Raw genomic sequence first — 21648 nt, 5'->3', positions numbered from 1 at the left:
CGGATGAACGTCAGCGTTCTTACCAATGCTGCTCGACGTGCGCGTGCGTGTGCGACGGTCACGTGCGCTACGGGGCAACCGAGCGCATCGGCCCGTCGGGGAACCGGTCCGGTGCGATTGCGGAGCGCGCCGCGTCGCGCGTGTCGGGATCAGAGGGGGATGGGGTGGAGCGGGACCGCGGAGGCCGGTCCCGCACACCACCCCGCTTCGCGCCGCCGGCGGATCGCCCGTCCGGCCGATTCCGTAACTTTGAGCATCCTCGCCGGTTGAGATGCACGATGCCGTCAACCGGTCAGTTCCAGATGCCCTCACGTTTCCGCCTCTCCAGCCCGCGCCTGCGCGCCGCAGCCGTCGTCACGGCCGCGCTGCTCGCGCCGCCGCTCGCCGCCGCGCCCGCCCACGCCGGGACCTTCCCCGGCGAGGCGGTCGTCAGCGGCGCGATCCCCGCGCTCGGCAACATCGACCTCGCTCCTGACGGCAGCGGAGCGGTCACGTACCTGCTGGCCGAGGGCGACGGCACCCACGCCTACGTCTCGCGCCTCGTCGACGGCCGCTGGTTCAGCCCGGAGCGGGTCGACGGCGGCCAGCCCGGCGGCTCCAGCCAGCCGGTCGTCTCGACCGGTGACGGCGGCCGCGTCCAGGTCGCCTGGGTCAACGGCGGCAACATCTACACGGCGACGCGCGCCAACGGCGGCGCCGCCTGGGCGCAGCAGACCGTCTGGGGCGGCGGCGGCGCGTCGGACCCGCACATCGACCTGAGCGTCAACCGCAAGGGCTATCTCGTCTTCGCGGCGCCCGGCGCCGGCGGTCACGACATCCGCATCGCGTACTCCAAGGACGCCGCCCCGTGGGCGCTCGTCGACGCCCCGCTCGACGCCAACCCGGCCAACGACGCCGGCGTCGGCGGCGGCCGCGCGCGCGTCGGCGCCTCAGCCGACGGCGTCGCCGTCGTCGCCTGGGGCGAGGCCGGCCAGGTGATCGCGCGGCGCGTGATGGGCACGCGCCCGAGCACCGTCTTCGCGAACGCCAACGACGGCCTGCAGGTCGAGGGGCTCGGCGTCGGCGGCGCCGACCAGCCCGAGGTCGGCGTCCAGGACGACGACTCGTTCACCGGCATCGTCTTCCGCGCCGTCTTCACGATCAACGGGGCGGAGCGCTCGCGCGTCGTCTACCGGCGCCTGCGCGGCTCGCGCTTCGACGGCCCGGCCGCGGTCGACGCGACGCCGTTCGCGACCGGCCAGAGCTCCGTGCGCCCGCACATCTCCAACGGCGGCATCGGCCAGGGGATAGTGCTCGGCTCCAGCGATACGACCAACCTCAGCTACGCGATGCTGATGCGGGCCGACCTGCTCGCCGGCCCGATCCAGCAGGTCGACTCGGTCGCGCAGAGCAGCGGGCCGACCTACGCCGTCCCGGCGACGGCGACGCCGCTGAAGATGATCGTCGCCTGGCAGTACACCGGCGCCGACGGCGCGACCGACGTGCGCGGCCGTTTCTACAACGGCAGAGACTTCGAGGCCGAGACGGTGCTGTCGCAGCCCGGCCTCGGCCCGACCGACGCCGTCCGCGGCCTCGACGCGGCCGGCGACGACAACGGCGACCTCGCGATCGCCTACGTGCAGGGCAACAGCATCGCGGTCGCGACGATCGACCAGCCGCCGGGCCGCTTCGCGCCCGCCCCCAGCGCGAGAAAGTGGGAGCGGACCGACAGACCGGCGCTCGCCTGGACGCGCTCGAGGGAGGGCTGGGGCCTCGCCTACAAGGTCTCCGTCGACGGCGCCGAGGTGGCGACGACGCCGCGGCTGTCGTACAAGCTCAAGTCCTCGCTGGCGCAGGGCGAGCACAGCTGGCAGATCACCGCCGTCGACAGACGCGGGCAGACGGCGCAGACGCGTGTCGGCACCGTCCGCGTCGACACCGTCGCGCCGACCGCGTCGGTGCGCGTCAGCGGCGCCCGCCGGCCGGGCGCGACGCTGAAGCTCGCGCTGAGAGCGGTCGACGCCGCGCCGGCGCCCGCGCCGGGCGTCAGAACCGCGCGCACCTCCGGCGTCGCCAGCGCGATCGTCGACTGGGGCGACAAGAGCAGACGCGAGCCGATCAAGCGCGGCGCCCAGCACACCTACGCCAGAGCGGGCCGCTACACGGTGCTCGTGACGGTCCTCGACGCCGCCGGCAACCGCACCGTCACGAGAACGCCGCTGACGCTCGTCACGCCGAAGCCGAGAAGAGGCAGAGGCAGAAGAGGCGACGCCAGAGTCACGCGCCGATGAGCGCACCGCCGCGGCTGCTGGAGGTGCGGGCGTGCGACCGCACGCTGCGGCTCGGCGAGCGGCCGTGGCTGATGGGGATCGTCAACGCGACCCCCGACTCGTTCTCAGACGACGGCGACTACCCGACGCTGGAGAAGCGCGTCGTGCTGGCGCGGGAGCTGCTGGCGGCCGGCGCCGACGTGATCGACATCGGCGGCGAGTCAGGCGTCACGAACAGACCGGCGGTCGCTGCCGAGGAGGAGATCGCCCGCGTCATCCCGCTGATCGAGCGGGTCGCCGGCGAGCTGGGCGCGCTCGTCTCGGTCGACACCTACAAGCCGGCGGTCGCGGAGGCCGCGATCGCCGCCGGCGCGCGGATCGTCAACGACGTCAGCGGCCTGCGCGACCCTGAGCTGGCGGCCGTCTGCGCGCGAACCGGTGCGGCGCTGGTGATCATGCACACGCGCGCGGCGCCGAAGACGAAGCTGCTGGACCCCGGCATGGACGGCAGGATGGCCGCCGACGTCGTCAGCTTCCTGCGCGAGCGGATCGAGCTGGCGCGCGCTCACGGCGTCGCCGACGAGCAGCTGATCCTCGACCCGGGGCCGGACTTCGGCAAGACGCCCGCGCAGACGGTCGAGGTGCTGCGGCGGCTCGACGACGTGCTCGCGCTCGACCGCCCGGTGCTGATGGCGCTGTCGCGCAAGGACTTCATCGGCGCGATCACCGGCCGCCCGCCGCGCGAGCGGCTCGCCGGCACGCTCGCCGCGCTCGGCTGGGGCGCCGACGCCGGCGGTCACATCTTCCGCATCCACGACATCGCCGCGGCGGCCGAGTACCTCGCCGTCCGCGACGTGCTCGCCGGCCGCCGCGAGCTGGCCGCCGACGCGCGCCTCTCCGACAGACTCCGCTGGGAGCGGCAGCAGTAGCCTCAGCATCATGAAGTTGCTGCTCGACACCGATTCCGCCGCCGAGGCCGAGGCGGTCGCCGCCTGGGGCGTGCTCGCCGGCATCCGCACCAGCCGCGCCGGCCTGGCCGCCGCCGGCGCCGCCGATTCCGACGCCGAGATCGTCCGTCTCTGCGACCTGCTCGACGCGACCGTCACCGTCCTGCTCGACGGTCCCGACGCCGCGACGCTGACCGCTCAGGGCCTGGCGCTCGCCGACCTGCACGAGCACGCCGTCGCGGCGCTGCCGTTCGGCCCGGCCGGGCTGGCGGCCGCGAGCGCGCTGGAGGAGCAGGAGCTGGCGGTCGAGGTCACGCACGTCTTCAGCGCCGCGCAGGCGCTGCTGGCGGCCGAGGCCGGCGCCGCGCTCGTGTCGACCTCGCTGACACGGCTGGAGCAGGCGGCGATCGACGCGGGCGAGACGCTGCAGGCGATGGTCGAGTCGCTGCACACGGGCGAGACGACCGCGCAGGTGCTCGCCGGCGGGATCGTCAGCCCGCAGCAGGTCGTGCTGGCGGCGCGGCTGGGCGCCGAGAACGCGGCCGTTCCGGCTGGCGTCTTGCACCGGATGGCGGAGCATCCGCTCACGCTGGCCGCGCGCGACGACGCCTCCGCTCGCTGACGCGCTAGCCTTCTGCCCGCAACGTTCGCCGGCCGCTGTCCCAACGCGGCCGGAGCCCACCGATCATCCATCCCCAGGAGGACCATCTCTTGTCAGTGCTCGATCGCTCCGCGCTCGCGGACAGTCCGCTCGCCGACCTGCACGCCATCGCGGGCGAGCTTGGCATCGACGGCTTCCGCCGTCTGCGCAAGCCCGACCTGATCGACGCGATCGTCGCCCGCCAGGGCGGCAACGGCGGCGCTCCGGCGGACGCTCCCGAGGCAGCGGAGGACGAGGGCGGCCGCTCGCGTCGTCGTCGCGGCGGCCGTGGCGGCCGTGGGCGCGACCGTGATCGCGACCGCGACGACGCGGCCGAGGAGCCGACCGAGGAGCGCGGCCCGCGTGGCGGCCGTGACCGCGATCGCGAGGAGCGCAACGGCCGCGACCGCGAGGAGCGCGGCGGGCGCGAGGAGCGCAACGGCCGTGACGAGCGCGGCGGGCGTGACAGCCGCGACCGCAAGCCCGAGGCCGGCGGCGCCGGCAAGCCGCGCGAGGGTGAGCTTGTCGAGGGCGTCGTCGAGCTGCTCGGCAACGGCTCGGGCTTCGTCCGCGTCAACGGCCCCGAGGCCTCTGACGGCGACGTCTACATCTCGGCCGCGCAGGTGCGCCGCTGCGAGCTGGTGGCGGGCGACAAGGTCGCCGGCCCGGTGCGCGCGCCGCGCCGCTCGGAGCGCTACCCGTCGCTCGTCCGGATCGACACGATCAACGGCAAGGCGGCCGACGAGGCCGGCACCGACGGCGTCAAGTTCGACGAGCTGCCCGCGGCCTTCGCGAACGAGCGCTTCGCGTTCGGCTCGGAGGATCCGACGGTCAAGGCGATCGAGTGGCTGACCCCGTTCGGCCGCGGCTCGCGCGTCGTGATCGTCGGCGGCCCGCGCGCCGGCAAGACCGAGGCGCTGCGGCGTCTCGCCGGCGAGCTGGCGAAGCTCGACGGCGTCGAGGTCAGCGTCGCGCTCGTCGGCGCCCGCCCGGAGGAGATCTCCGAGTGGAAGCAGGGCAAGGCCGAGGTCGCTGCCGACCTCAGCTTCGCCGCCTCGCCCGACGCGCAGTCGCAGGCGCTCGAGCGCGCGATCGACAACGGCAAGCGGATCGCCGCTCGCGGCGGTGACGCGGTCGTGCTCGTCGACACGCTCGACGGCGTCCACCCGGCGGCTGCCCGCAAGGCGCTCGCCGCCGCGCGCAACATCGTCGACGGCGGCTCGCTGACGGTCGTCGCGACCGGCGAGATCCCGTTCGGCGGTGAGACGACGACGATCGCGCTCGACGCCGAGATCGCCGGCACCGGTCGCTACCCGGCGCTCGACCTGCTGGAGAGCGGCACGCTCCGCCCGGAGCTGCTGATCGGCGCGGCCGGCGCGGCGGCGATCGCCGCCGCTCGCGACGCGGCCCGCTAGCCGGCCCGCAGGCACGCTTCCGACGCCTCGTCCCGGTTCGCCGGGGCGGGGCGTTCTGCGTCTGTGCGCTCGCTACAGCGAGCGGGGGAGGTAGGCGACCCGGCCCCAGGAGGGCTCGGGGGCCAGCTCGATCGGCTCGTTGCCGCGATCGGGCTGGACGTAGGCGAAGGTATGCGTGTCGCCGTCGAAGGCGACGTCCAGCTCGCCTTCCTTGACGCGCTGGTCGAGCCAGGCGCCGCGGAAGATCAGCCGTCGCAGCCAGTGCACGAGCGAGCGCTCGGAGGGGCCGACGAGCTCTGGCCAGCAGTCGTTGACGTGCTCGCCGAGCGCTGAGGCCGGGTCGGTCACCTCGCCGTTGACGACGAGGTTGACGAGATCCTCGGCCTCTTGCTGCTCGAGCTGGCCCGAGACGAAGCCGAGCTTGCGGGCAGCCTGCTCGCAGCGCTCGCCGAAGTCTCGCTCGTTGAAGGTGAAGCGAAGCTCTCCGTATTCGAGCACGAAGTCATCGCCTGAGCTGTAGTTTCCGCGTTCGATCATCCGTGAGTGCCGGGTCGGGGCAGGGCGGCAAAGGCAGCCCGTTCGGCGTCGGCATCATATGCAGCACTCCTCCAATTGCGGATGGCCTGCACGCGAACTTGCAAGCGGTTCCGGACGATCGCCCGAGGGTCCGCCTCCCGCTCGCCAGGTCTGTGAGAATGACGATCCGATGCACGTCGCCGAGCTGTGGGTCTACCCGGTCAAGTCGCTCGCCGGACAGCCGCTCGAGCGCGCCACGATCACCGCAGACGGAATTCCGGGAGATCGTCGTGTGCAGGTGCGAGATGGCGATGACCGGCTCGTCACGGCGCGCACGCGCCACCGTCTGCTGAGCCTTGCGGGAACGCTCGACGAGCGCGGGGAGGCGCTGATCGACGGCCGTCCGTGGCGCACCCCGGAAGCGCTCTCGGCGGTCCGTGAGATCGTCGCCGACGACGAGGCGCGGCTGATCGAGATGGACGGCGACGCCCGCTTCGACGACACGGCGCTGCTGGTCGCGACCGACGGCGCCGTCGCGGCGCTCGGCGTCGACCGGCGGCGGCTGCGCCCGAATCTGCTGATCGGCGGCGTCGAGGGCCTTGCTGAGCGCGACTGGCCGGGCGGGCGGCTGCGCGTCGGCGGCGCGCTGCTCGACGTGGAGAAAGTCTGCAAGCGCTGCGTGATGACGACGCTCGACCCGGACACGCAAGCGGTCTCGCCCGACGTGCTGCGCACGATCAACCGCGACTACGACGGTCGCTTCGCGCTCAACTGCTGGGTGATCGAGCCCGGCGAGGTCGCCGTCGGCGACCCTGTCGAGGTGCTCTGACCGTCGTTCAGACCGCTGCTCCGTTGGCGGTCAGCCGCAGCCGCACGTTGCCGCGCGTCGCGTTCGAGTAGGGGCAGATCTCACGCGCCGCCGCGGTCAGCTCGACCGCGGTCGTGACCGAGCCGACCGACGGCAGCGTCACGTCGAGGTCGACCGCGATCGTGAAGCGCCCGTCGCCGGTCGGCAGCAGATGGACACGCGCGTCGATCGAGGCGTCGTCGGCGTCGAGCGCCCGCCGCCGCGCCGCGACCCCGAGCGCGCCCTCGAAGCAGGCGGCGTACCCGATCGCGAACAGCTGCTCGGGGTTGGTGCCCGGCTCGCCGTCGCCGCCCATCTCGCGCGGCGGCCGCAGCTCGACGGTCAGCGCGCCGTCGCTGGTGCGACCCTGCCCCGAGCGCCCGCCGCGGACGGTCGCCTCGGCCGTGTAGAGCGCTCTGTCGAGGTCGATCGCGGGCAGCTCTCGTCTCGCTTCCATGGGCTCCCACATACCCAAACGGCGCAATCCCGTCCACGAACGACACAAAACTGGGCAGAAGGGGGCGAAACACGCGCTGGTTTTGGCTCTGTACGCCATGACCCACGCCAGCCCGATGATCATGATCGTCGAGGACGACCGCACCAACAGCACGTTCCTCGCCGACAACCTCGCCGCCGACGGCTTCGAGCCGTTCACGGTCGAGTCCGTCGAGGAGGCGCTTGCAGCCTTCTCGACCCGCCGTCCTGACCTCGTCCTGCTCGATCTCGGCCTTCCTGGCCGCAACGGCCTGGACCTCGTGCGCGAGGTTCGCGATGCCGACGGGATCACCAGCCGGCTCGACCCGAACCTCCCGCTGATGGTGCTGAGCGGCCGCGCCGACGATCCGATCACCCGCGTCCGCGTGATCGACAGAGGCGCCGACGACGCGCTCTGCAAACCCTATGAGTACGCGGAGCTGCTGGGCCTGTTTCTAAGTCGAAGTTCTAAGTTCGCTGGCAGCCGGTATTCGTCGCCGGGGCGGGCGTTTCTGCCAGGTCAGGGCGTCTGCCGGCCAGCTCAGATCCGGCTGGTGACGACGGCGGTCGGCTCTTCGTCAGCCGGTGCAGCGAAGCGGCGCTGTCGGGCTGCTCGCGATGGTGGGCTGCGGTTACGGCGGCTGGCCGATTCGAGAGCGCGGCAGTTTCCCGCGCGCGTCGGAATCCGTCAGGCGACGAGCTGGACGCTGCTCGCGTGGGCGTCGGCTTCGGCTTGGCGGCCTTCGATGGCGAGGCTGACCATGACGGCAAACACGATGTTCATTTCGAGCTGGACTTGGCGTCTGGAGCGGAATTTCCGTGGGGCGCCGTTGAGCTTGTAGGTGGTTGCCAGCATGCCGTTGAAGCCTTCGTTTCTGGCGAATCGCGCGCCGCCGTAGGCTCTTGCAGCGGGATCGTTGTAGGTCAGCGGATTGCCGATCGAGCTGTCGCGCAGTCTCTCCTGATCGCGCGGCGTCATCGGCAGAACCGACGGGTTGGCGCGGTCGGTTGTTCTGCGCATGCGCCCTGCCTTCAGGGAGACGTTGGCGCCGCACGCCTCGCAGCGGCCCTTCAGCCGCGCATGCGCCACGCCGTGTCTGTCCAGCCACGCCTGGCGCTCCATGGAGGCTCTGCCGCACCCGCACAGCGGGACCAGCTCGCGGTGGCCGTTGAGGGCGAAGGCGTCGCTGTCCTCGATCGCTATGCGCGCACGGTTGAACGCGCTCGCGCGGGCTCTGGACTCCTCGGCGGTGCCGTGGGAGACGCTGTGGATGTTCTCGATCATGCCGGCTCTGCGGCACGCTCTGCGGACGCGCTCGCCCGTGAAGCCGGAGTCGGCGACGATCACCCGCACCGTCTCGCTGGGGTAGGCCGGCCGTGCATTCTCGGTCCAGCTTTCGAGCGCCTGGATCGCGAGCTTGCGCTCGTCGGTCTGTATGCGGTCGAGGCTGTCGGCCAGCGGCACGCCGACCTCGTCGGTGATGATCACGGCGTTGAAGCCGTGGCCGCCCTTTCTCAGGCGGAAGCGTCTCTGAAAGCCGCCGGTCGGGACGGTGATCTTCTCGACGCTGTTGCGCAGCTCGCCGTTGCCGTCCACGATCGGACAGACACCTGTTACGTGAATGTTGGTCCCGTCCATGAAGAGGATGCGGCTGCTGTCGTCGTCGCTGGCGGCAACGTACTCGCGCCGCTGGCGGGCCAGCAGTCTTGACCACAGCTGTTCGCGGTACTCCTCGCCCAGCTCGCAGCGGAACTTGCTCATCGTCGCGTCCGACGGGATCCCCGGCTGACGCTGTCTCCACTCCTCGCCCCGGCGAGGACGAAACCGCTGGCGGTCGAAGCCGAGCAGTCTGCGGTCGCGCGCGGCCTCGAATCGGGCCAGCAGCGTGAACGCCTGCGACGTCGAGGTGGCGCCGGCCACGCGACGGTACAGCTCCATCACCTCGATCTCCTCATAGGAGAACAGCGGCGCCGGCCCTGGACGGCGTCTGCCATCCGCCGTGAACCGCTTCGCCGCGTCACGCACCGCCAGCGGCGCGGCGATCTCTTCCTGCCAGGCGACCGTCGTGCGGATCGCCGCCGTGATCTCCCCAGCCGTGCGACCCGCATGTGCCGGGTGTGAGCGGGCGTGCGGGAATCTGGCGTCGGGGTTGGGCTGTGGGAACTGGGAGTAGGAGACGCGCTTGGCCAGCAGCACGCCGTCAAGCGACGGGTCCAGCTGCTTGCCGTCTGAGGCGTCGGAATCTGTGTCGAGGTCAGGAGCGTTCGGGTTCCGGCGGCCGGCGAACGCCAGCTCGTCAGCCAACTCCTCGTCAGTGAGATCCGCCCGGTCAGCGGCCGGGAACAGCTCCAGGATCTCGGCGACGTTGCGGGCGACCTCTCGATGATGCGCCTGAATATCTGAGCGAGAGGACGCCATCCGTCAGATAGACGTAGACCTCCGTTGGCCGCAAACCGGGCGAGATTTCCAACAGGCGGTAGCAGCCACGCGCCTTTGCTACTGGCGTAATACGGAGCGTTGCCGCACTAGGATCGGGCGCCATCGAGCACAAGGCGCGCTAGTGCATCCCTCCGACATAGACAACGCTGCGGCGACTGCAAACGCTCTGTTACAGGTGGTTTCCCCAGACCAGTGGGCGGGTTCCAAGCTTGAGGATCGCGCCGTTTTACTGCGGGCAGCTCACGAGGCGCTTCAGATCCTCTGGGAGCAGCCACAGAGCCTCAGACTCGTGTGGGCGTCGACCTCTTTCAGATGGACCCATGGGCGATACTCGCACCAGATGAGGCAGATCGTGATGGCCACTCATCGGCTTGAGACATCAGATCCGACCCAGGCACTCGGTACTTTGGTGCACGAGCACCGCCACGCCGTGCAACATCAGGTCGTGCTCGATGGCTTGCAATGGCGGGACCCCATCGAAGCGAGATGGTGGGGGTATGCCATCCATCGGATCGGAGAAGACGCAAAGAACTTTGTGCGCTACTTCTACAGTCCAATCGAAGTGGACGCTCGCCATGTACAGGCGCGCGTCCAGCTCGAATACTTTCGTAGGTACGTCGGCGCCTAGCTCATGAGCTATTTCGATCTCACTGCCCGGCTGGCAGCGGCCTTTGAGGAGGAGCGGGACTTGTCCTCGGATCCGGTTGCTATCGCTCGGGCAGTCGCTGCGCGACGCGATGTCGTGAGTGACGTTGCTCAGGTCTGGCTCGCCGAGGGTATCTGGCCCGAGTATCCGGAGATCGAGGGGCTCACGCCCAGGAGGCTTGCTCGTTTCTACGAACCGTCAGCAACTCTTCTCATGCTGGCCGAAATGCTCGATGCGCCTCTGGCTGCACAGCAGAGACTCGCGACGCGGATGGAGTACGAGCCGGCGAGCGAAAGCCCCGATGCCGTGTGGGTCATCGATCACCATTTCACCCACACGGTCGAAGACGCGTGGCGGCAGCGGAATGAGGCTGACGGCCGCTCGCCATGGACGCGGAGACGAGGCGAGGCGGAACGTGCCGCCGTCGCCTCGATACAACGGCGGGTACGGAGGCAGCGATGGATCAGCGAAGCGGCGCTTGCCCTGGCAGCCGTAACAGCGACGGTCTCCTTCATTCTCGTTCTCAGCAGGAGCGGAGACGTCGCGTCTCAGGCCACCGTCGTCGCAGCAGTTCTGCTTCTGATCCTCATCATGGTAATTCGCGTTCGCTAGGGACCGGACGCCCTGGTACCACATCCGCCGCAGGCATCGGCGAGGTCTGCGGCGTCCCATTCGAGATCCATCGCAGCTGCGGTCCGATCCAAGTACCGGCACGGCTGAAGACTCATCCGCTGCAATCGGTTCAAGGCAGTAGCGCTCCCAGCGGCGAAGGACTTCTGTCTGGGGCAACAAAGCACCACCGGCGGGTTGCGCGGGTCAGGGCGACGTACAGCAGCCGTCTCGTCTCCTCGTCGTCTGGCCATCGCTCTTCGCTGAAGCGCGCAACGACAACTGCGTCGAATTCCTTGCCCTTGGACTGGTGGGCAGTCATCAGAAAGATCCCTCGGTCGGTCGGCTGCGGTGCCATCGCCGCACGACGCACGATGTCCGCGTAGGTAGCCAGCGCGGTAGGGAGGTCACAGCCGGGTTCGAGCTGGGCGGCGGCGTCTCGGATCGTTCGCGCCTGCTGCGAGCGGGGACATGAAAAGCCCGCGTCCTTGGAAGCCGCGAGCAGCGCACTCATCGAGTGGAGGTAGCCGGCCGCCCCGTGTTCGTAGATCGGTTGCATCGCGCGGAGAAACGGAAGGGCGCGCGGTGCGGCTCCTCTGGGCTTGATCTCTCTGACTCTGAGGCGATCTCTCAGTTGACGCATCAGGTCTGAGTCGAAGGTCGGGCAGAGCCTTCTCAGGCGCTCCAGGGCGTACCGACGGACGGTCGCGATCGTCTTGAGGGTGGGCAGCTTTTCGATCTCGCGCCGGGCGTCCTCGAACTCGCTTCCGCTGACCCGTCGCGGAAAGTAGCCGGCCGTCAGAAGCTGTTTCTCGATGGGGTTGATGTCGTCTCGTCTTCGCACGAGCACCGCGATGGAGCGGATCGTTCTGGTTGCTCTGGCGTCTCGCACTTCTTGCACCACGCGATTCGCGACGCCTCTGCCTTCCCAGGCTTCCGGGTAGTTGCGCCACACGACAGCGTCCGGCCGCAACCCCCGTGTGGCATGTCGGCCATAGAGCGCATTTCGCACCTGTGTCAGCCACCTGCCCGCGCTCGGATTCACCCGCTCCCAGCGGTGGGGCGTGACAAGCTGGTGCTCCCGCGCCGCCTCTTGTCGGTGTTTCACGAAGCGATCTCTGTCTGCTCCGCGGTACTCGTGGATGAGCTGCATGGTGTCGCCAAGTACGACGAGTCGCTGCTGCCCAAAGCGACGGGCTACGGCGTCTTGCAACGCTGACGCGTCCTGGTGCTCGTCGGCGATGACGATCGGGTAGCGCTCGGCGTAAGCATCAGCGACCGGCTGATGCTGTTCGAGCAAGCGCCAGAAGAGCGCGCCGAGGTCATCGAATACGAGAAAGCCAGCGCGATACTCGGCCTCGATCGCGTCAAGCAGGACTTCGAGGGAGTCTCTGGGCGTTCGCCTGTCGCGGAAAGCCGGGAAGGCATGGTCAGCAAGGCTCTCCAGCAGCCCGCTGTGCCGCTCCAGCGCCACCACAGCCTCCGGAGAGGCTCTCGCGAGGGCCTCTCCTCGGCGTCTTCTTGAGCCGATGTCGAGAGCCATCGGCAAGTCCAGCAGTCGTCGATACGACCGCACAGCCGTCCAGAACAGGCGGTGGTAGTTGGTGATCTCGACCCGCTGACGAACCTGCGACGGGAGCTGAGCCGCAGCTTCGCGTTCGAGCTGAGATCGCGCCTGCCGCGAGAACGTCAGCAACAGGACCCGCGAATGACCGGGAAGCGTGCTGGCAAGGTGGCCGGCGAGCCGCACCGAGACATGAGTCTTGCCAGCACCCGGCGGCGCAAGAACGATCTGATGTCGCTCGGTGCATTCGAGCACCGCATCGTGTTTGGGATCCGTCCTCACGACAGGGGCATCGTGATCTCGTCGCTCTTCGGTCTGCACCCGCCGGCGATCCAGGAGTCGAGCGAGACCATCGGGGCTCGGAAGGCATCCGCGACACCGGCTCTGCTGACGAGCGCCTCGGCGAACAGGCGCGCCTGGCGGTTATTCTTGATCTCGAACGGTGCGAATCTGCCGTCACTAACGAGAGCTTCCGCAATCAGGTCCCGCGCGGCCTCCTCAGACAGCACTCCGAGCATCTGCGCGATGCCATTCGCGCTCTTGGCTGTGCTCTTGATCTCGTCTGACAGATCCTCGTGCGGGAAACGGCTGTAGAGATCATCGCGCTGTTCCTTTCCGGCAATGCCACGGGCGTGCGCGACCGCAGACATGGCATGCGCCAGAGCGTCAACCGGGTACGCGTGGACAAGCGCGCCTTCCAGCTTGTGGAATCGTCTGTCGTGCGGGTACAGGACTACCGCCGCGCAGTGTCCGCCGTCGCGGATTGCCTTGATCGTGTCGTTTCGGTCGAGTTCGATCCATGCAGCAACCGGCTTTCTGGCCTCGCACAGCAACTGCGCCAGGGATGGCTGGTTACCAGCGCCTTCGCAGTTCACGAACTCCAATCCGAGCGGATAACGCCCACCAACGTGCCCCTCACGAGCCAGCGCGTCCCAGAAGACGCCCATCACAGCGCAGTCTCCAGGCCCCTCCACCAGCACCGGAACACGACAGAACAGGGCGCGCGCGACTGCACCGTCAAGGAACCGCTCGTACCCGCGACGTGAGCGCGTGCCGAGCGTGTTGCGCAACTGGGTCGCCTGCCCACGCGGCTGATCAGAGACAAGGATGAGGTCGTCGGCGCCGAACGCCCGCACGATGTCCGGTGAGTGCGTGACGACGAAGACCTGCCCGCCCTGGTCTGCGAGGCCGACAATCATCTCCGCCATCTGCGCCTGCCGGGTCGGCTCCAACGCTTCCTCTGGTTCTTCGAACGCACCGATCGGCGGTCGCTCCGTGTCACTTCTGGCGAGTCGCAGCAGGCTGGCGACGAGCAGCAGCCGCTGGACCCCGCGACCCTGTCGAGACAGCGGGATTCTGAAACCGGCCGGGTCCGGCAGCGCCAGCCGCAGCATCTGAAGGATCTCGCGCTCCGACACGCCACCCAGCTCGAACCCTGGCAGCAGCTCGGCAGCCAGCAACGACAGTCGGTGGAGGTCAGCCCCGACCTCCTTGAGAACGTCCTCTACGGCTCTATCGTGCGCGAAGCCGGTCGCTCCGTCTCTCATGGCCTCCCGCACGATCCCGAGCGCGTCCGCCAGCTCGGTGTCATCGAAGAGCCGGTCGAGGACGCCGCCGCGGTGGAAGGTCATCTGCCACGCCGGATCGCGAGAGCGTCCGTCGTACATCCATCCGATCTCTCTTCGCAGTCTCGGTCCGAACCGCGCGCTCTCTGATTCATCCTTCGCGAACTCGTGGATCAGATCGAAGTCCTCAGTGCCGCACACCCGCACACGGACGACCGTTTCGATGCCGGCTCCATCGACTTCTGCGACGACGGAGTTGGCTCTCTCGTCCCAACCCTCCAGGTGGTTGCGGACTGCCGCCATGAATCTCCGATCAAGCGCGCCCAGCGTCACCTCGATCCGAAAGCCATCTGGCGCGGGCGTTCGACCGTAGTACTCCAACTCGTCCGGGGGACGGCGGGGCCGCCCCAGCCCGGAATGCAGCGCCAGGTCAAGAGCTTCGAGGTAGGTGCTCTTGCCGGCGTTGTTCGGCCCAAGCAGCACGTTTCGCCGAGCAGGTATCAGTTCCGCGTACTCCAGCCCGCGGAACCGCTCGATTCTCAGATGACGTACTTCCACGCGTCAGCTCATTGGCAAGAGCGACACAGCCCCGGACCCCTTCGGCACGACACGGCTTCCTCCCTGAAGTCGAGACACAGAAAACTCGTGCAAATCCTCACTAAAAGTCCGCTGTCCGTCAACTCGCGACCGTCAGCCCCAGGAATGAGCCTTCAAGAAGGCAGGTGGATCCAACCCTCACGCCGCGCGGCGCCGCGCTGAGTGAGGGTCGGCTTGATCGTCTCGTCGGTCGCCGCCGCGAAGGCGACGATCGCGGCGATGAGCGCTTCGAGGGCGTCGTAGGAGACGGCGGCAGCGGCGCGCACGTCGCCGCAGACGATCATGCTGACTCCGGTCTCGTGTTCGAGGCCGTGCAGGACCCGTTCGCGCACGGCGCGGGTGCCGGTGCTGTCATAGGCGTCGGCGGGACTGTAGCCGTCGAACGGCAGTCCCCAGGCGGCGAGCGCCGCCGCCGCGCTGGTCTCGATCACGCCGCCGGTCGGGAACTGCACCAGGCCGCGTGGGAGGTCGGGCGGGCCGTCCATGCCGGTCGAGCCGGGGACGCCTATGCGATCCAGCGGCTGATCGGCGCGGCTGGCGTGCTCGGTGAGGATGTGGGCGATGCGGCCGGCGTCGCGCAGGCTGTCGGGGTCGGTGGCCGGGGGCAGGTACAGCTCGGTGCCGCGCTCTGCCAGCAGCTCCATGACGAAGCGGTCGGTGAGGCGGTGGTGCAGCAACTCGGGGTCGGCGGGCCGCTCCCAGCGGCCGTCCTCGGCGTAGCTGACGATCGCGTCGAGCATCGCGTCCGGGAAGCCGAACGGCGCGCCGGTGACTGCCGTCCAGTCGGCGGCCTCCATGCGCGGCACGAGCGCTTCGTCAGGCACGCCGAGCTTCGGCGTCTCGGGAAGGCCGAGCCCGCCGGGCCACTGGATGGTGCAGCAGGTGGCGTGGCGCGAGAAGCGCCCGAACGAGATCCCCAACGTCGTCAACAAACAGTCCCTCCGGTGATCGTGATGGTGGTTGTCGTGGTGTAGAGCCCGCTGGAGCGGAAGTTCGCCCCCGTCAGCGGCGTCGGCCGCGTGTGGTGATGAAGCGGATGATCCGTTCGAGGCGGGCGATGCGGGTGGCGTGGTCGGCCAGCTGTCTGCCGACCGCGCGCTCGGCGGCGCGGCGTTCGATGCCTTCGCGCACGTGCAGGCGGATCACCTCGCTGTTGGAGACGCCGAGCCGTCCGGCCTCCTGCTCGATGCGGGCGAACAGGTCGCGATCGAAGCGGCAGGTGGTGGTCAGCAGGCCGGGAGCGCCGTCCGGACTGGGTCTGCGTCTGAACGGTTCCGGCACCCAGGGAAGCTAGGAAGCGTCCCTGCGCAGACCGGGTGGGATGGGCTGGCCGGCAGGTGCGTGTTCGTGGGTCGTACGACGGGCGAAATGGCTGCATTGTGGGGCTGGTGGGGTGCCAGTTGGGGGCGGTATCACTGGCGGGCCTGCTGCCGGCCGGCGCGTGGCGAACCCGTTCATCTCAAGGTCCCGGAGGGCCGCCATGTCGTCGAGACGTGCTGCGCGCAGGCGCAGCGGAGGGCCGCCTGTCTTTCTGACGCCGTCGCAGGCGTTCGCGCTTGCGTTGGGTCGCACGATTCGTGCGTTGCGGGCGCGCAGAAGGCTCAGTCAGGAGGCGCTCGGCTATCGCGCGAACCTGCATCGCAACTACGTCGGGTGCGTCGAGCGCGCCGAAACCAACCCCAACCTCGGCAGCGTCACCCGACTCCTCGTAGCCCTCGGCATCCCGATGCACGAGGTCTGGAACCTCTTCGTCATCTGCCACAGCGAAGTCCGCAGAGACGCCAGAGCCGGCCGAATCGGAATCCCGACCCAGCGAGGCCTGGCCCGATGAGCGCCACCGTGTCTGAAGAGCGCTACGACCAGCAGGCGCCGGACCTGCGCGCCGAGACGCTGCCGGCGCTGAGCTGGGAACTGGTCGCCGCCAGCGACATCCTCGCCGCCGTACCCGTCGTGCGGCTCGCGCCGCAGGCCGAGTGGATCGGCGAGATCGCGATGCTGGACGCGTTCTACGCCATCGGCGACTGGCGGATCCTGATCCCCGCGCAGCTCGACCTCCAGCGCCCCGCGCTCGTCCGCCTCGACCTCACCTTCCCCAACGACCCCCGCCACCTGACCGTGCTGTGGACGGTCCGCGCGCCGGAGGACTTCGTGGTGCTGGGGCTGATCGCGCTGATCGGCGTCGTCGGCTTCAAACACGCCCAGGACGCCCATACCGGCCTGACGGTGAAGGGGCTGTGTCTGGGCGAGTTCGACGCCTACCACGAGCTGGCCGCCCTGATGCGCGGGCCGCTGCTGCTCAGCACCCTCACCGACTGCGCCGCCTTCTGTGGCTGCTCGGAGACGAGCCGATGACCGTCACGCCGCTGGAGTACGACAGCAGCGTCACCGGCATGCGCGACAACACCGTGCCGGCCGGGGCGTCGGAGTTGCAGGACACGGGCGCCGTCGTGCCCGTCGTCGGACTGCCCGCCGAAGCGGCCTGGGTGCGAGACCTGACGCCGGGCGACCTGGCGGCGATGGTCGCCGACTGGCGCATGCTCGTCCTCGACCAGCCCGACCCCGACCGCCCCGCGCTCGTGCGCCTGGATCTGCTGTTCCCCGACCGCCGGCGCCTGGCTGTGCTGTGGGAGATACGCCAGTCCAGAGACTTCGGCTCGCTCGCGGTGATCGAGCTGGCCGACGCCGTCGTCTTCCGCGCCGACGGCGCCGCCGACCTCGGCGTCATGGTCACCGAGCTGGGGCTGGGCGAGCTGGACGACTTCGCCCAGCTCGCGTTCCAGACGCGCAGCAACACGCTCGCGCGGGTGCTGCGTGACTACCTCGAACAGCGCGGCCGACCGCCGCGCTGACACCCGTCTGCCAGCCCCACCTGGCAACCAACCACACCCGTCGTGCCGTCCGGCGCACCGCCTGCGCGGGCGTGCTTCGGTCGGCACGACACCCCCTGCTCGAACACCCACCTGGAGGACGACTTGACCCACCCGACCCGACACCGCATCGCCGCCTTCATGACCGCTTTCGTCGTGCTGCTGCTGGCGGCCGTGCCGGCGAGCGCGGCCGGCGGCAGACGACGCGGCCCCGTCGCCACCGACGCCCACGGCGGCGGCATCCACTACGGCAGACATCGCCCGCCGTTCTGGCTGTACACCACCGCCGACCGCCACCTGGTCAACGTCGAGCCGGGCTACTTCGTCGGCGCCGGCAACGGCCCCTGCGGGCCGATCGCCGGCCCCTTCTGGACCAGCACCGTCATATCGGACCAGTGGCTGAGACTCGACCGTCGCGGCGCGTTCTCCGGCAGAGGCGACGGCTGGATGAAAGCCAGCGACGACGGCGCCTACGGCCGCTGGACCTGGACGGTCCGGGGCCGCTTCACGAACATCAACTCGGGCGCCGCGCATGGGCGGATCACGATCACCGCCGGCCTCTACGACGGCCGTTCGACCAGCTCGCCGATCTTCCGCTGCAAGCCGATCACGACGACCTGGGAGACGCACCGCACGGAGAGAGTGTGAGTGGAATGTCGGTTCCTGGTTGCGGCGGCGCGGTCTGACTCCTAGATTTTTGGTGAACGGGCGTGCTGCCAGGCGCGCCGGGACACCAGGGAAGGGGCAGGGATGCGTCGTCGTCTTATCGGGGTGCTCGCGGGCGCGAGCCTGATCGCGGTCGTGCCGGCGGTGCCGGTCGCAGCCGCGCCGTCGAAGGACAGTCCGGTCGCGCAGGCTGCATGCACGCGCGCGAAGATCGGCGGGCAGTCCAGATGCATCGCCCGCGGCCAGTACTGCGCCAAGCGCTACGAGAGCGACTACCGCAAGTACGGCTACTCGTGCTCCAAGAAGGACCGCCGGGGCCGCTGGCACTTGCAGTAAGCGTCGGATGAGCGCTGAGTCTCAGAGCGCGCGTTCGCTGAGCGACGCCGCGATCCGCGGGAAGAAGCAGGATCGGTTCCGTCGTGGTCCGATCGCCGCGCGGATCGCAGCGGAGGCTCGTGTGGCCTCCGCAGAGGGCGGAAACGTGATCGCCATCTGCGGCGCATGGGGATCTGGGAAGACCTCCATCGCCAACATGGCGATGGAGGAGCTTCGAGGCGACCCGACGTGTGTGCCCATCAGCTTCAACCCATGGACGTTCTTCGGCGCAGATGACCTGATCCTTCGGTTCTTCATCGAGCTGGGCGGCGTTCTCGGCAGACGGGACCAGAGATTCAAGAGAGTGGCGGAGCGCGTTGCTGCGTATGCTGGGGCGCTCTCCAGCGCCGCCAAGTTCGTGCCGCTTGTGGGCAGTCCGGGTGAGGCGGCGCTGAGCATCGTGCAGCAGATGGCAGAGGCGACGGCCAGAGGCGACACCCCGACGCTTGATGATCAGCGCGAGAGACTGATCGAGGCCCTTACAGAGTTTGACGGTCGCATCGTCGTCTTCCTCGACGACATTGACCGGCTGTCCGACGACGATATCCGCGCGGTCGTTCGGCTCGTCAAGGTCGTCGGAGACCTGCCGCGGATCAGCTACATCCTTTCCTTCGATAAGGAGCGAGTCGAGCAGGTGCTCGGCTCTCCTGAGACCGATCCCGCTCGGGCGCGTGAGCGAGGCCGTGCGTACATGGAGAAGATCGTCCAGAGCGAGCACAGCGTGCCGCTGGCACGCAGGGGCGAGATGTGGGACTTCGTGCTCGACGAACTCGAAGCAGCGTGCGTCGAGTACAGCGGACCGCAGACCGCCGAGCATGAATGGAGCACCATCATGGTGCTCCTGATCAAGCGGATTGGCACTCCTCGGGAGGCAAAGCGGGTGGCGAACGCGGTCGCCGCTGGCGTCTATCTCCACGGCAGCGAGATTGCGCTCGCGGACATCATCCTCCTGGAAGCTCTGCGGGTCCTGGAGCCGGATGTACACGCTCAGCTGCCGTTCTTGGCGGATCTGTTCAGTGAGGGAATCAGAAAAGGCGATGCAGAAGGCGAGCGGCGGCTGGAGGAGCTGCTTGCCGCGTCCACGTACGTCGGTACGTCGAGAGATCTGCTGGGACAGCTGTTCCCAGCGATCGCACTCGACCTCGGCACCGGTCGCGACATGTCGTTGACGGAGCGTCGAGAGCGGCGTGTGTCTGACGGAGATGTCTTCAGCAAGTACATCCACGCGTCGCTTGCTGACGATCAGCTTTCCGCCGACTTCACGGACCATCTGTTCTCGCTGGCTGACGATCCGTCAGCCTTCGGCGCGGCGCTTGCTACCGCCAACCCCGATGCCTTTGGCGATGCGATCGCGAGCATCCTCGACTATCGCGAGCACTTCTCCATAGGACAGGGTGTGGCCCTTGCCGTTGAGGTGCTGAGGTCAGCCGGCGATCATCTGTCGCCGGCAGCTCAGGCGAGCCGCATCATGGTGCGACCGCTGTCTGACGCGATCGAGCAGTTGTTGACGAACGACATGGAGTCCCTTGAGGACAACGCCCGTGGCTTGTTCTACGCGGCCCCTTCTCTGAGCGCGAGATACTGCGTGATCGAGTGGTTCGGTCGTGGCATGCCGTCAGCCGAAGACGAGCCAGTGGACGATCCGACGCTGTCTGACAGAACGGATGTCGAGTGTCGGCAAGCTCTTCGCGACGAGATGCACGGCGTCGTGCCCGCAGATCTGGCTGCCGAGCCTGCGGCGTTCGAGCTGCTCAGATTCCTGCAAGTCGTAGACGGTGACTCCGCTCGGGTCCTGCCCAAGCTTGAAGACAACACGCTGATGGTGCGGATCCTCTCCGAACTGCCCGTCATCTCGTTCCAAGGACAGGACGGCACCGTCCACAAGCTCTGGTGGGAGGAGCTTGAGAAGTTGTGCGGCCACACCTGGCTGCAACAGCGCATTGAACGGCTTTCTGAGCCGGACAGCTTCGCAGCGCTGGGGGACGACGAAGCTTCGCTTGTGCTGTTGGCCAGAGGATCTATCTGACCCCGAAGATCCGCTCGCTCGTCAGCGACGAAGACACCGGAATGGGTGGATCACGTCCAGCTTCGCAGCGACGATTTCCGTAAACGAAGACGCCGTGGCTGGCAGCAACCACGAGTCCCACGGCGGCGAACCGCCGGCAGTCCCGACCCGCCGTCTACGCGGTCAGCTGTCGCAGGACGTGCCGGACCCACTCTCTGTCGGTCAGCTGGCCCGGTTTCGAGCACGCCGCCTGAAGGAGTCCCAGCGCCTTGCGTTCGATCACGTGTACGCCGCTTGGAGTCAGATTCAGGTCGGGCGCGACCTCCTTCAGCTCTCTCGCCGGGACGCTGAGGCCGAGGCGCTGCGTGAGGACGTAGCGGCTGCGGGTGGGGAGTTCCCGGTAGGCGGCGCGGACCGCGTCGACGGCTGCGGGGTCGAGGCCGTCGGGGGTGTGGTCGGGCAGCTCGACGGGCTCGGGCAGACCGTCGGGCATCGGGCGGGTCGGCATGACCGGGGCGACCGGTTCAGGGATGCGGGCGAGGCGTTCGGCGAGCTGGTCGGGGGTGAAGCCGAAGTGCACGAGCGCGTTCTCCCAGCTGTCGTAGCGGCGGCGGTACGGGCTGGGGCTGGGGAGATGATGGCCGTGGTCGCCGCGACCGCGAGCCAACTCCAGCTCGTGTTCGCGCCACAACTCGAACTCGCTGACCAGCGGCGCGAATCTCTCGCCGGCCGACAGTCCGGCCCGGGCCGCCCACCACTGCGAGCAGGCGTCGAGCGCGTCGGCGAGATGGTGTTCGGTGTAACGCCAGACCTTGCCAGTGCGACGGGCGAGGAGGCGGGCTTCGATGCGGCGGGGGCTGGTGGTTCTGATGAGGCCGAAGGCGTACTCGACGCGCGGCCAGGCGCGGTCGAAGTGGGCGTACAGCTCGTTGAACGCCACGACCGGCAGCCCGTCGGCAGCGAGTCTCGGGCCGTATCTGCGGTAGTCGGTGATCGTCGGCGGGGTGCGTCCGGCGGCCTGTCCGACCAGCTCCAGGGAGCGCAGCATCCGCTGCGTGTCGGTGTCGGTCTCGGCCTGGTGGCGGGTGTGGACGATCGCGAGGCGGCGGAACGCGTCGTCGCGGTCGGCGGGTGACAGCGCCTCGAACAGGATCAGCAGCGCGTCAACCGCGGTCGCGTGGCCGCTCGGGACCGGCGTCAGAGAAGCAGGCTGGGTGGAAGGCACC

21 protein-coding genes are annotated in these 21648 nt (G+C 69.0%); 14 read left to right on the top strand and 7 right to left on the bottom strand.

The features are described from left to right. The first annotated feature begins 302 nt into the window (after positions 1–302). From Q7L73_RS07655 to Q7L73_RS07640, 4 genes are all read left to right on the top strand, one after another. The gene (locus Q7L73_RS07655) at positions 303–2270 is read left to right on the top strand and encodes a PKD domain-containing protein (protein ID WP_304687827.1); all 1968 of its coding nucleotides are present in this window, start codon (positions 303–305) and stop codon (positions 2268–2270) included. Further along, the gene (gene folP / locus Q7L73_RS07650; protein WP_304687825.1) at positions 2267–3178 is read left to right on the top strand and encodes a dihydropteroate synthase; all 912 of its coding nucleotides are present in this window, start codon (positions 2267–2269) and stop codon (positions 3176–3178) included. Before Q7L73_RS07655 ends, folP begins: the two co-directional genes overlap by 4 nt. 10 nt (positions 3179–3188) lie before the next feature. Then, on the top strand, positions 3189–3818 hold the full coding sequence (locus tag Q7L73_RS07645; RefSeq protein WP_304687823.1) for a transaldolase family protein: 630 nt from the start codon (positions 3189–3191) through the stop codon (positions 3816–3818). A gap of 95 nt (positions 3819–3913) precedes the next feature. Continuing rightward, positions 3914–5251: a Rho termination factor N-terminal domain-containing protein gene (locus Q7L73_RS07640; protein ID WP_304687821.1), complete on the top strand. Its 1338-nt coding sequence runs from the start codon at positions 3914–3916 to the stop codon at positions 5249–5251. A gap of 72 nt (positions 5252–5323) precedes the next feature. Here the strand turns inward: Q7L73_RS07640 and Q7L73_RS07635 are convergent, their stop codons facing one another. Beyond that, positions 5324–5788 (bottom strand): hypothetical protein, encoded by a 465-nt coding sequence (locus Q7L73_RS07635; protein ID WP_304687820.1) that lies wholly within the window; start codon positions 5786–5788, stop codon positions 5324–5326. Positions 5789–5957: 169 nt separating this feature from the next. Between Q7L73_RS07635 and Q7L73_RS07630 the strand changes: the two genes are divergently transcribed. After that, positions 5958–6596 carry an MOSC domain-containing protein gene (locus Q7L73_RS07630; protein ID WP_304687818.1) on the top strand — a complete coding sequence of 213 codons (639 nt, stop codon included), beginning with the start codon at positions 5958–5960 and terminating at the stop codon, positions 6594–6596. Between the two features lie 7 nt (positions 6597–6603). Here Q7L73_RS07630 and Q7L73_RS07625 read toward each other — a convergent pair whose 3' ends face one another. Then, entirely contained in the window at positions 6604–7071 is a 468-nt protein-coding gene (locus Q7L73_RS07625; protein WP_304687816.1) for an organic hydroperoxide resistance protein, read from the bottom strand. 97 nt (positions 7072–7168) lie between these two features. Between Q7L73_RS07625 and Q7L73_RS07620 the strand changes: the two genes are divergently transcribed. From Q7L73_RS07620 to Q7L73_RS07610, 3 genes are all read left to right on the top strand, one after another. Beyond that, positions 7169–7930 (top strand): response regulator transcription factor, encoded by a 762-nt coding sequence (locus tag Q7L73_RS07620; protein ID WP_304687815.1) that lies wholly within the window; start codon positions 7169–7171, stop codon positions 7928–7930. 1938 nt (positions 7931–9868) lie between these two features. Beyond that, positions 9869–10156, top strand: coding sequence for a hypothetical protein (locus tag Q7L73_RS07615; RefSeq protein WP_304687813.1), 288 nt, complete (start codon positions 9869–9871; stop codon positions 10154–10156). 3 nt (positions 10157–10159) lie between these two features. Then, a complete protein-coding gene (locus tag Q7L73_RS07610; RefSeq protein WP_304687811.1) occupies positions 10160–10786 on the top strand; it encodes a hypothetical protein in 627 nt (208 codons plus the stop codon). 130 nt (positions 10787–10916) lie between these two features. Here Q7L73_RS07610 and Q7L73_RS07605 read toward each other — a convergent pair whose 3' ends face one another. From Q7L73_RS07605 to Q7L73_RS07590, 4 genes are all read right to left on the bottom strand, one after another. Continuing rightward, positions 10917–12629 carry a UvrD-helicase domain-containing protein gene (locus Q7L73_RS07605; protein ID WP_304687810.1) on the bottom strand — a complete coding sequence of 571 codons (1713 nt, stop codon included), beginning with the start codon at positions 12627–12629 and terminating at the stop codon, positions 10917–10919. Continuing rightward, positions 12626–14470 carry an ATP-dependent endonuclease gene (locus Q7L73_RS07600; RefSeq protein WP_304687808.1) on the bottom strand — a complete coding sequence of 615 codons (1845 nt, stop codon included), beginning with the start codon at positions 14468–14470 and terminating at the stop codon, positions 12626–12628. The genes Q7L73_RS07605 and Q7L73_RS07600 overlap by 4 nt, the downstream gene beginning before the upstream one ends. A gap of 152 nt (positions 14471–14622) precedes the next feature. Beyond that, entirely contained in the window at positions 14623–15438 is an 816-nt protein-coding gene (locus tag Q7L73_RS07595) for a hypothetical protein (RefSeq protein WP_304687806.1), read from the bottom strand. 73 nt (positions 15439–15511) lie between these two features. After that, positions 15512–15790, bottom strand: coding sequence for a hypothetical protein (locus Q7L73_RS07590; protein ID WP_304687804.1), 279 nt, complete (start codon positions 15788–15790; stop codon positions 15512–15514). 199 nt (positions 15791–15989) lie between these two features. On the opposite strand from Q7L73_RS07590, the gene Q7L73_RS07585 reads away from it, so the two are divergent. The 6 genes from Q7L73_RS07585 to Q7L73_RS07560 all read left to right on the top strand — a co-directional run bounded on the left by Q7L73_RS07585 (position 15990) and on the right by Q7L73_RS07560 (position 20443). Next, entirely contained in the window at positions 15990–16340 is a 351-nt protein-coding gene (locus tag Q7L73_RS07585; RefSeq protein ID WP_304687802.1) for a helix-turn-helix transcriptional regulator, read from the top strand. Further along, positions 16337–16861 carry a hypothetical protein gene (locus tag Q7L73_RS07580; RefSeq protein ID WP_304687800.1) on the top strand — a complete coding sequence of 175 codons (525 nt, stop codon included), beginning with the start codon at positions 16337–16339 and terminating at the stop codon, positions 16859–16861. Before Q7L73_RS07585 ends, Q7L73_RS07580 begins: the two co-directional genes overlap by 4 nt. After that, positions 16858–17358 carry a hypothetical protein gene (locus Q7L73_RS07575; RefSeq protein WP_304687798.1) on the top strand — a complete coding sequence of 167 codons (501 nt, stop codon included), beginning with the start codon at positions 16858–16860 and terminating at the stop codon, positions 17356–17358. The genes Q7L73_RS07580 and Q7L73_RS07575 overlap by 4 nt, the downstream gene beginning before the upstream one ends. 159 nt (positions 17359–17517) lie before the next feature. Next, positions 17518–18024, top strand: coding sequence for a hypothetical protein (locus Q7L73_RS07570; protein WP_304687796.1), 507 nt, complete (start codon positions 17518–17520; stop codon positions 18022–18024). A gap of 102 nt (positions 18025–18126) precedes the next feature. Then, on the top strand, positions 18127–18378 hold the full coding sequence (locus Q7L73_RS07565) for a hypothetical protein (RefSeq protein ID WP_304687794.1): 252 nt from the start codon (positions 18127–18129) through the stop codon (positions 18376–18378). Between the two features lie 7 nt (positions 18379–18385). Continuing rightward, complete coding sequence (locus Q7L73_RS07560; protein ID WP_304687792.1) at positions 18386–20443, top strand: P-loop NTPase fold protein; 2058 nt, start codon at positions 18386–18388, stop codon at positions 20441–20443. Between the two features lie 154 nt (positions 20444–20597). On the opposite strand, the gene Q7L73_RS07555 is transcribed toward Q7L73_RS07560, so the two are convergent. After that, positions 20598–21647, bottom strand: coding sequence for a hypothetical protein (locus tag Q7L73_RS07555; RefSeq protein ID WP_304687790.1), 1050 nt, complete (start codon positions 21645–21647; stop codon positions 20598–20600). Position 21648 lies beyond the last annotated feature (1 nt).

The sequence above is a fragment of the Conexibacter sp. CPCC 205762 genome (genome assembly GCF_030646155.1).
Taxonomy (GTDB): Bacteria; Actinomycetota; Thermoleophilia; order Solirubrobacterales; family Solirubrobacteraceae; genus Conexibacter.
The sequence above is the reverse complement of the archived record's forward strand: the minus strand, read 5'-3'. Positions and strand labels throughout refer to the sequence as shown.

Coding starts and splice junctions, on each gene's coding strand:
- Q7L73_RS07585 (WP_304687802.1), top strand. CDS start 15,990: ATGTCGTCGAGACGTGCTGCGCGCAGGCGCAGCGGAGGGCCGCCTGTC.
- Q7L73_RS07560 (WP_304687792.1), top strand. CDS start 18,386: ATGAGCGCTGAGTCTCAGAGCGCGCGTTCGCTGAGCGACGCCGCGATC.
- Q7L73_RS07655 (WP_304687827.1), top strand. CDS start 303: ATGCCCTCACGTTTCCGCCTCTCCAGCCCGCGCCTGCGCGCCGCAGCC.
- Q7L73_RS07575 (WP_304687798.1), top strand. CDS start 16,858: ATGACCGTCACGCCGCTGGAGTACGACAGCAGCGTCACCGGCATGCGC.
- Q7L73_RS07570 (WP_304687796.1), top strand. CDS start 17,518: ATGACCGCTTTCGTCGTGCTGCTGCTGGCGGCCGTGCCGGCGAGCGCG.
- Q7L73_RS07615 (WP_304687813.1), top strand. CDS start 9,869: ATGAGGCAGATCGTGATGGCCACTCATCGGCTTGAGACATCAGATCCG.
- Q7L73_RS07565 (WP_304687794.1), top strand. CDS start 18,127: ATGCGTCGTCGTCTTATCGGGGTGCTCGCGGGCGCGAGCCTGATCGCG.
- folP (WP_304687825.1), top strand. CDS start 2,267: ATGAGCGCACCGCCGCGGCTGCTGGAGGTGCGGGCGTGCGACCGCACG.
- Q7L73_RS07580 (WP_304687800.1), top strand. CDS start 16,337: ATGAGCGCCACCGTGTCTGAAGAGCGCTACGACCAGCAGGCGCCGGAC.
- Q7L73_RS07635 (WP_304687820.1), bottom strand. CDS start 5,788: ATGATCGAACGCGGAAACTACAGCTCAGGCGATGACTTCGTGCTCGAA.
- Q7L73_RS07625 (WP_304687816.1), bottom strand. CDS start 7,071: ATGGAAGCGAGACGAGAGCTGCCCGCGATCGACCTCGACAGAGCGCTC.
- Q7L73_RS07630 (WP_304687818.1), top strand. CDS start 5,958: ATGCACGTCGCCGAGCTGTGGGTCTACCCGGTCAAGTCGCTCGCCGGA.
- Q7L73_RS07645 (WP_304687823.1), top strand. CDS start 3,189: ATGAAGTTGCTGCTCGACACCGATTCCGCCGCCGAGGCCGAGGCGGTC.
- Q7L73_RS07610 (WP_304687811.1), top strand. CDS start 10,160: ATGAGCTATTTCGATCTCACTGCCCGGCTGGCAGCGGCCTTTGAGGAG.
- Q7L73_RS07620 (WP_304687815.1), top strand. CDS start 7,169: ATGACCCACGCCAGCCCGATGATCATGATCGTCGAGGACGACCGCACC.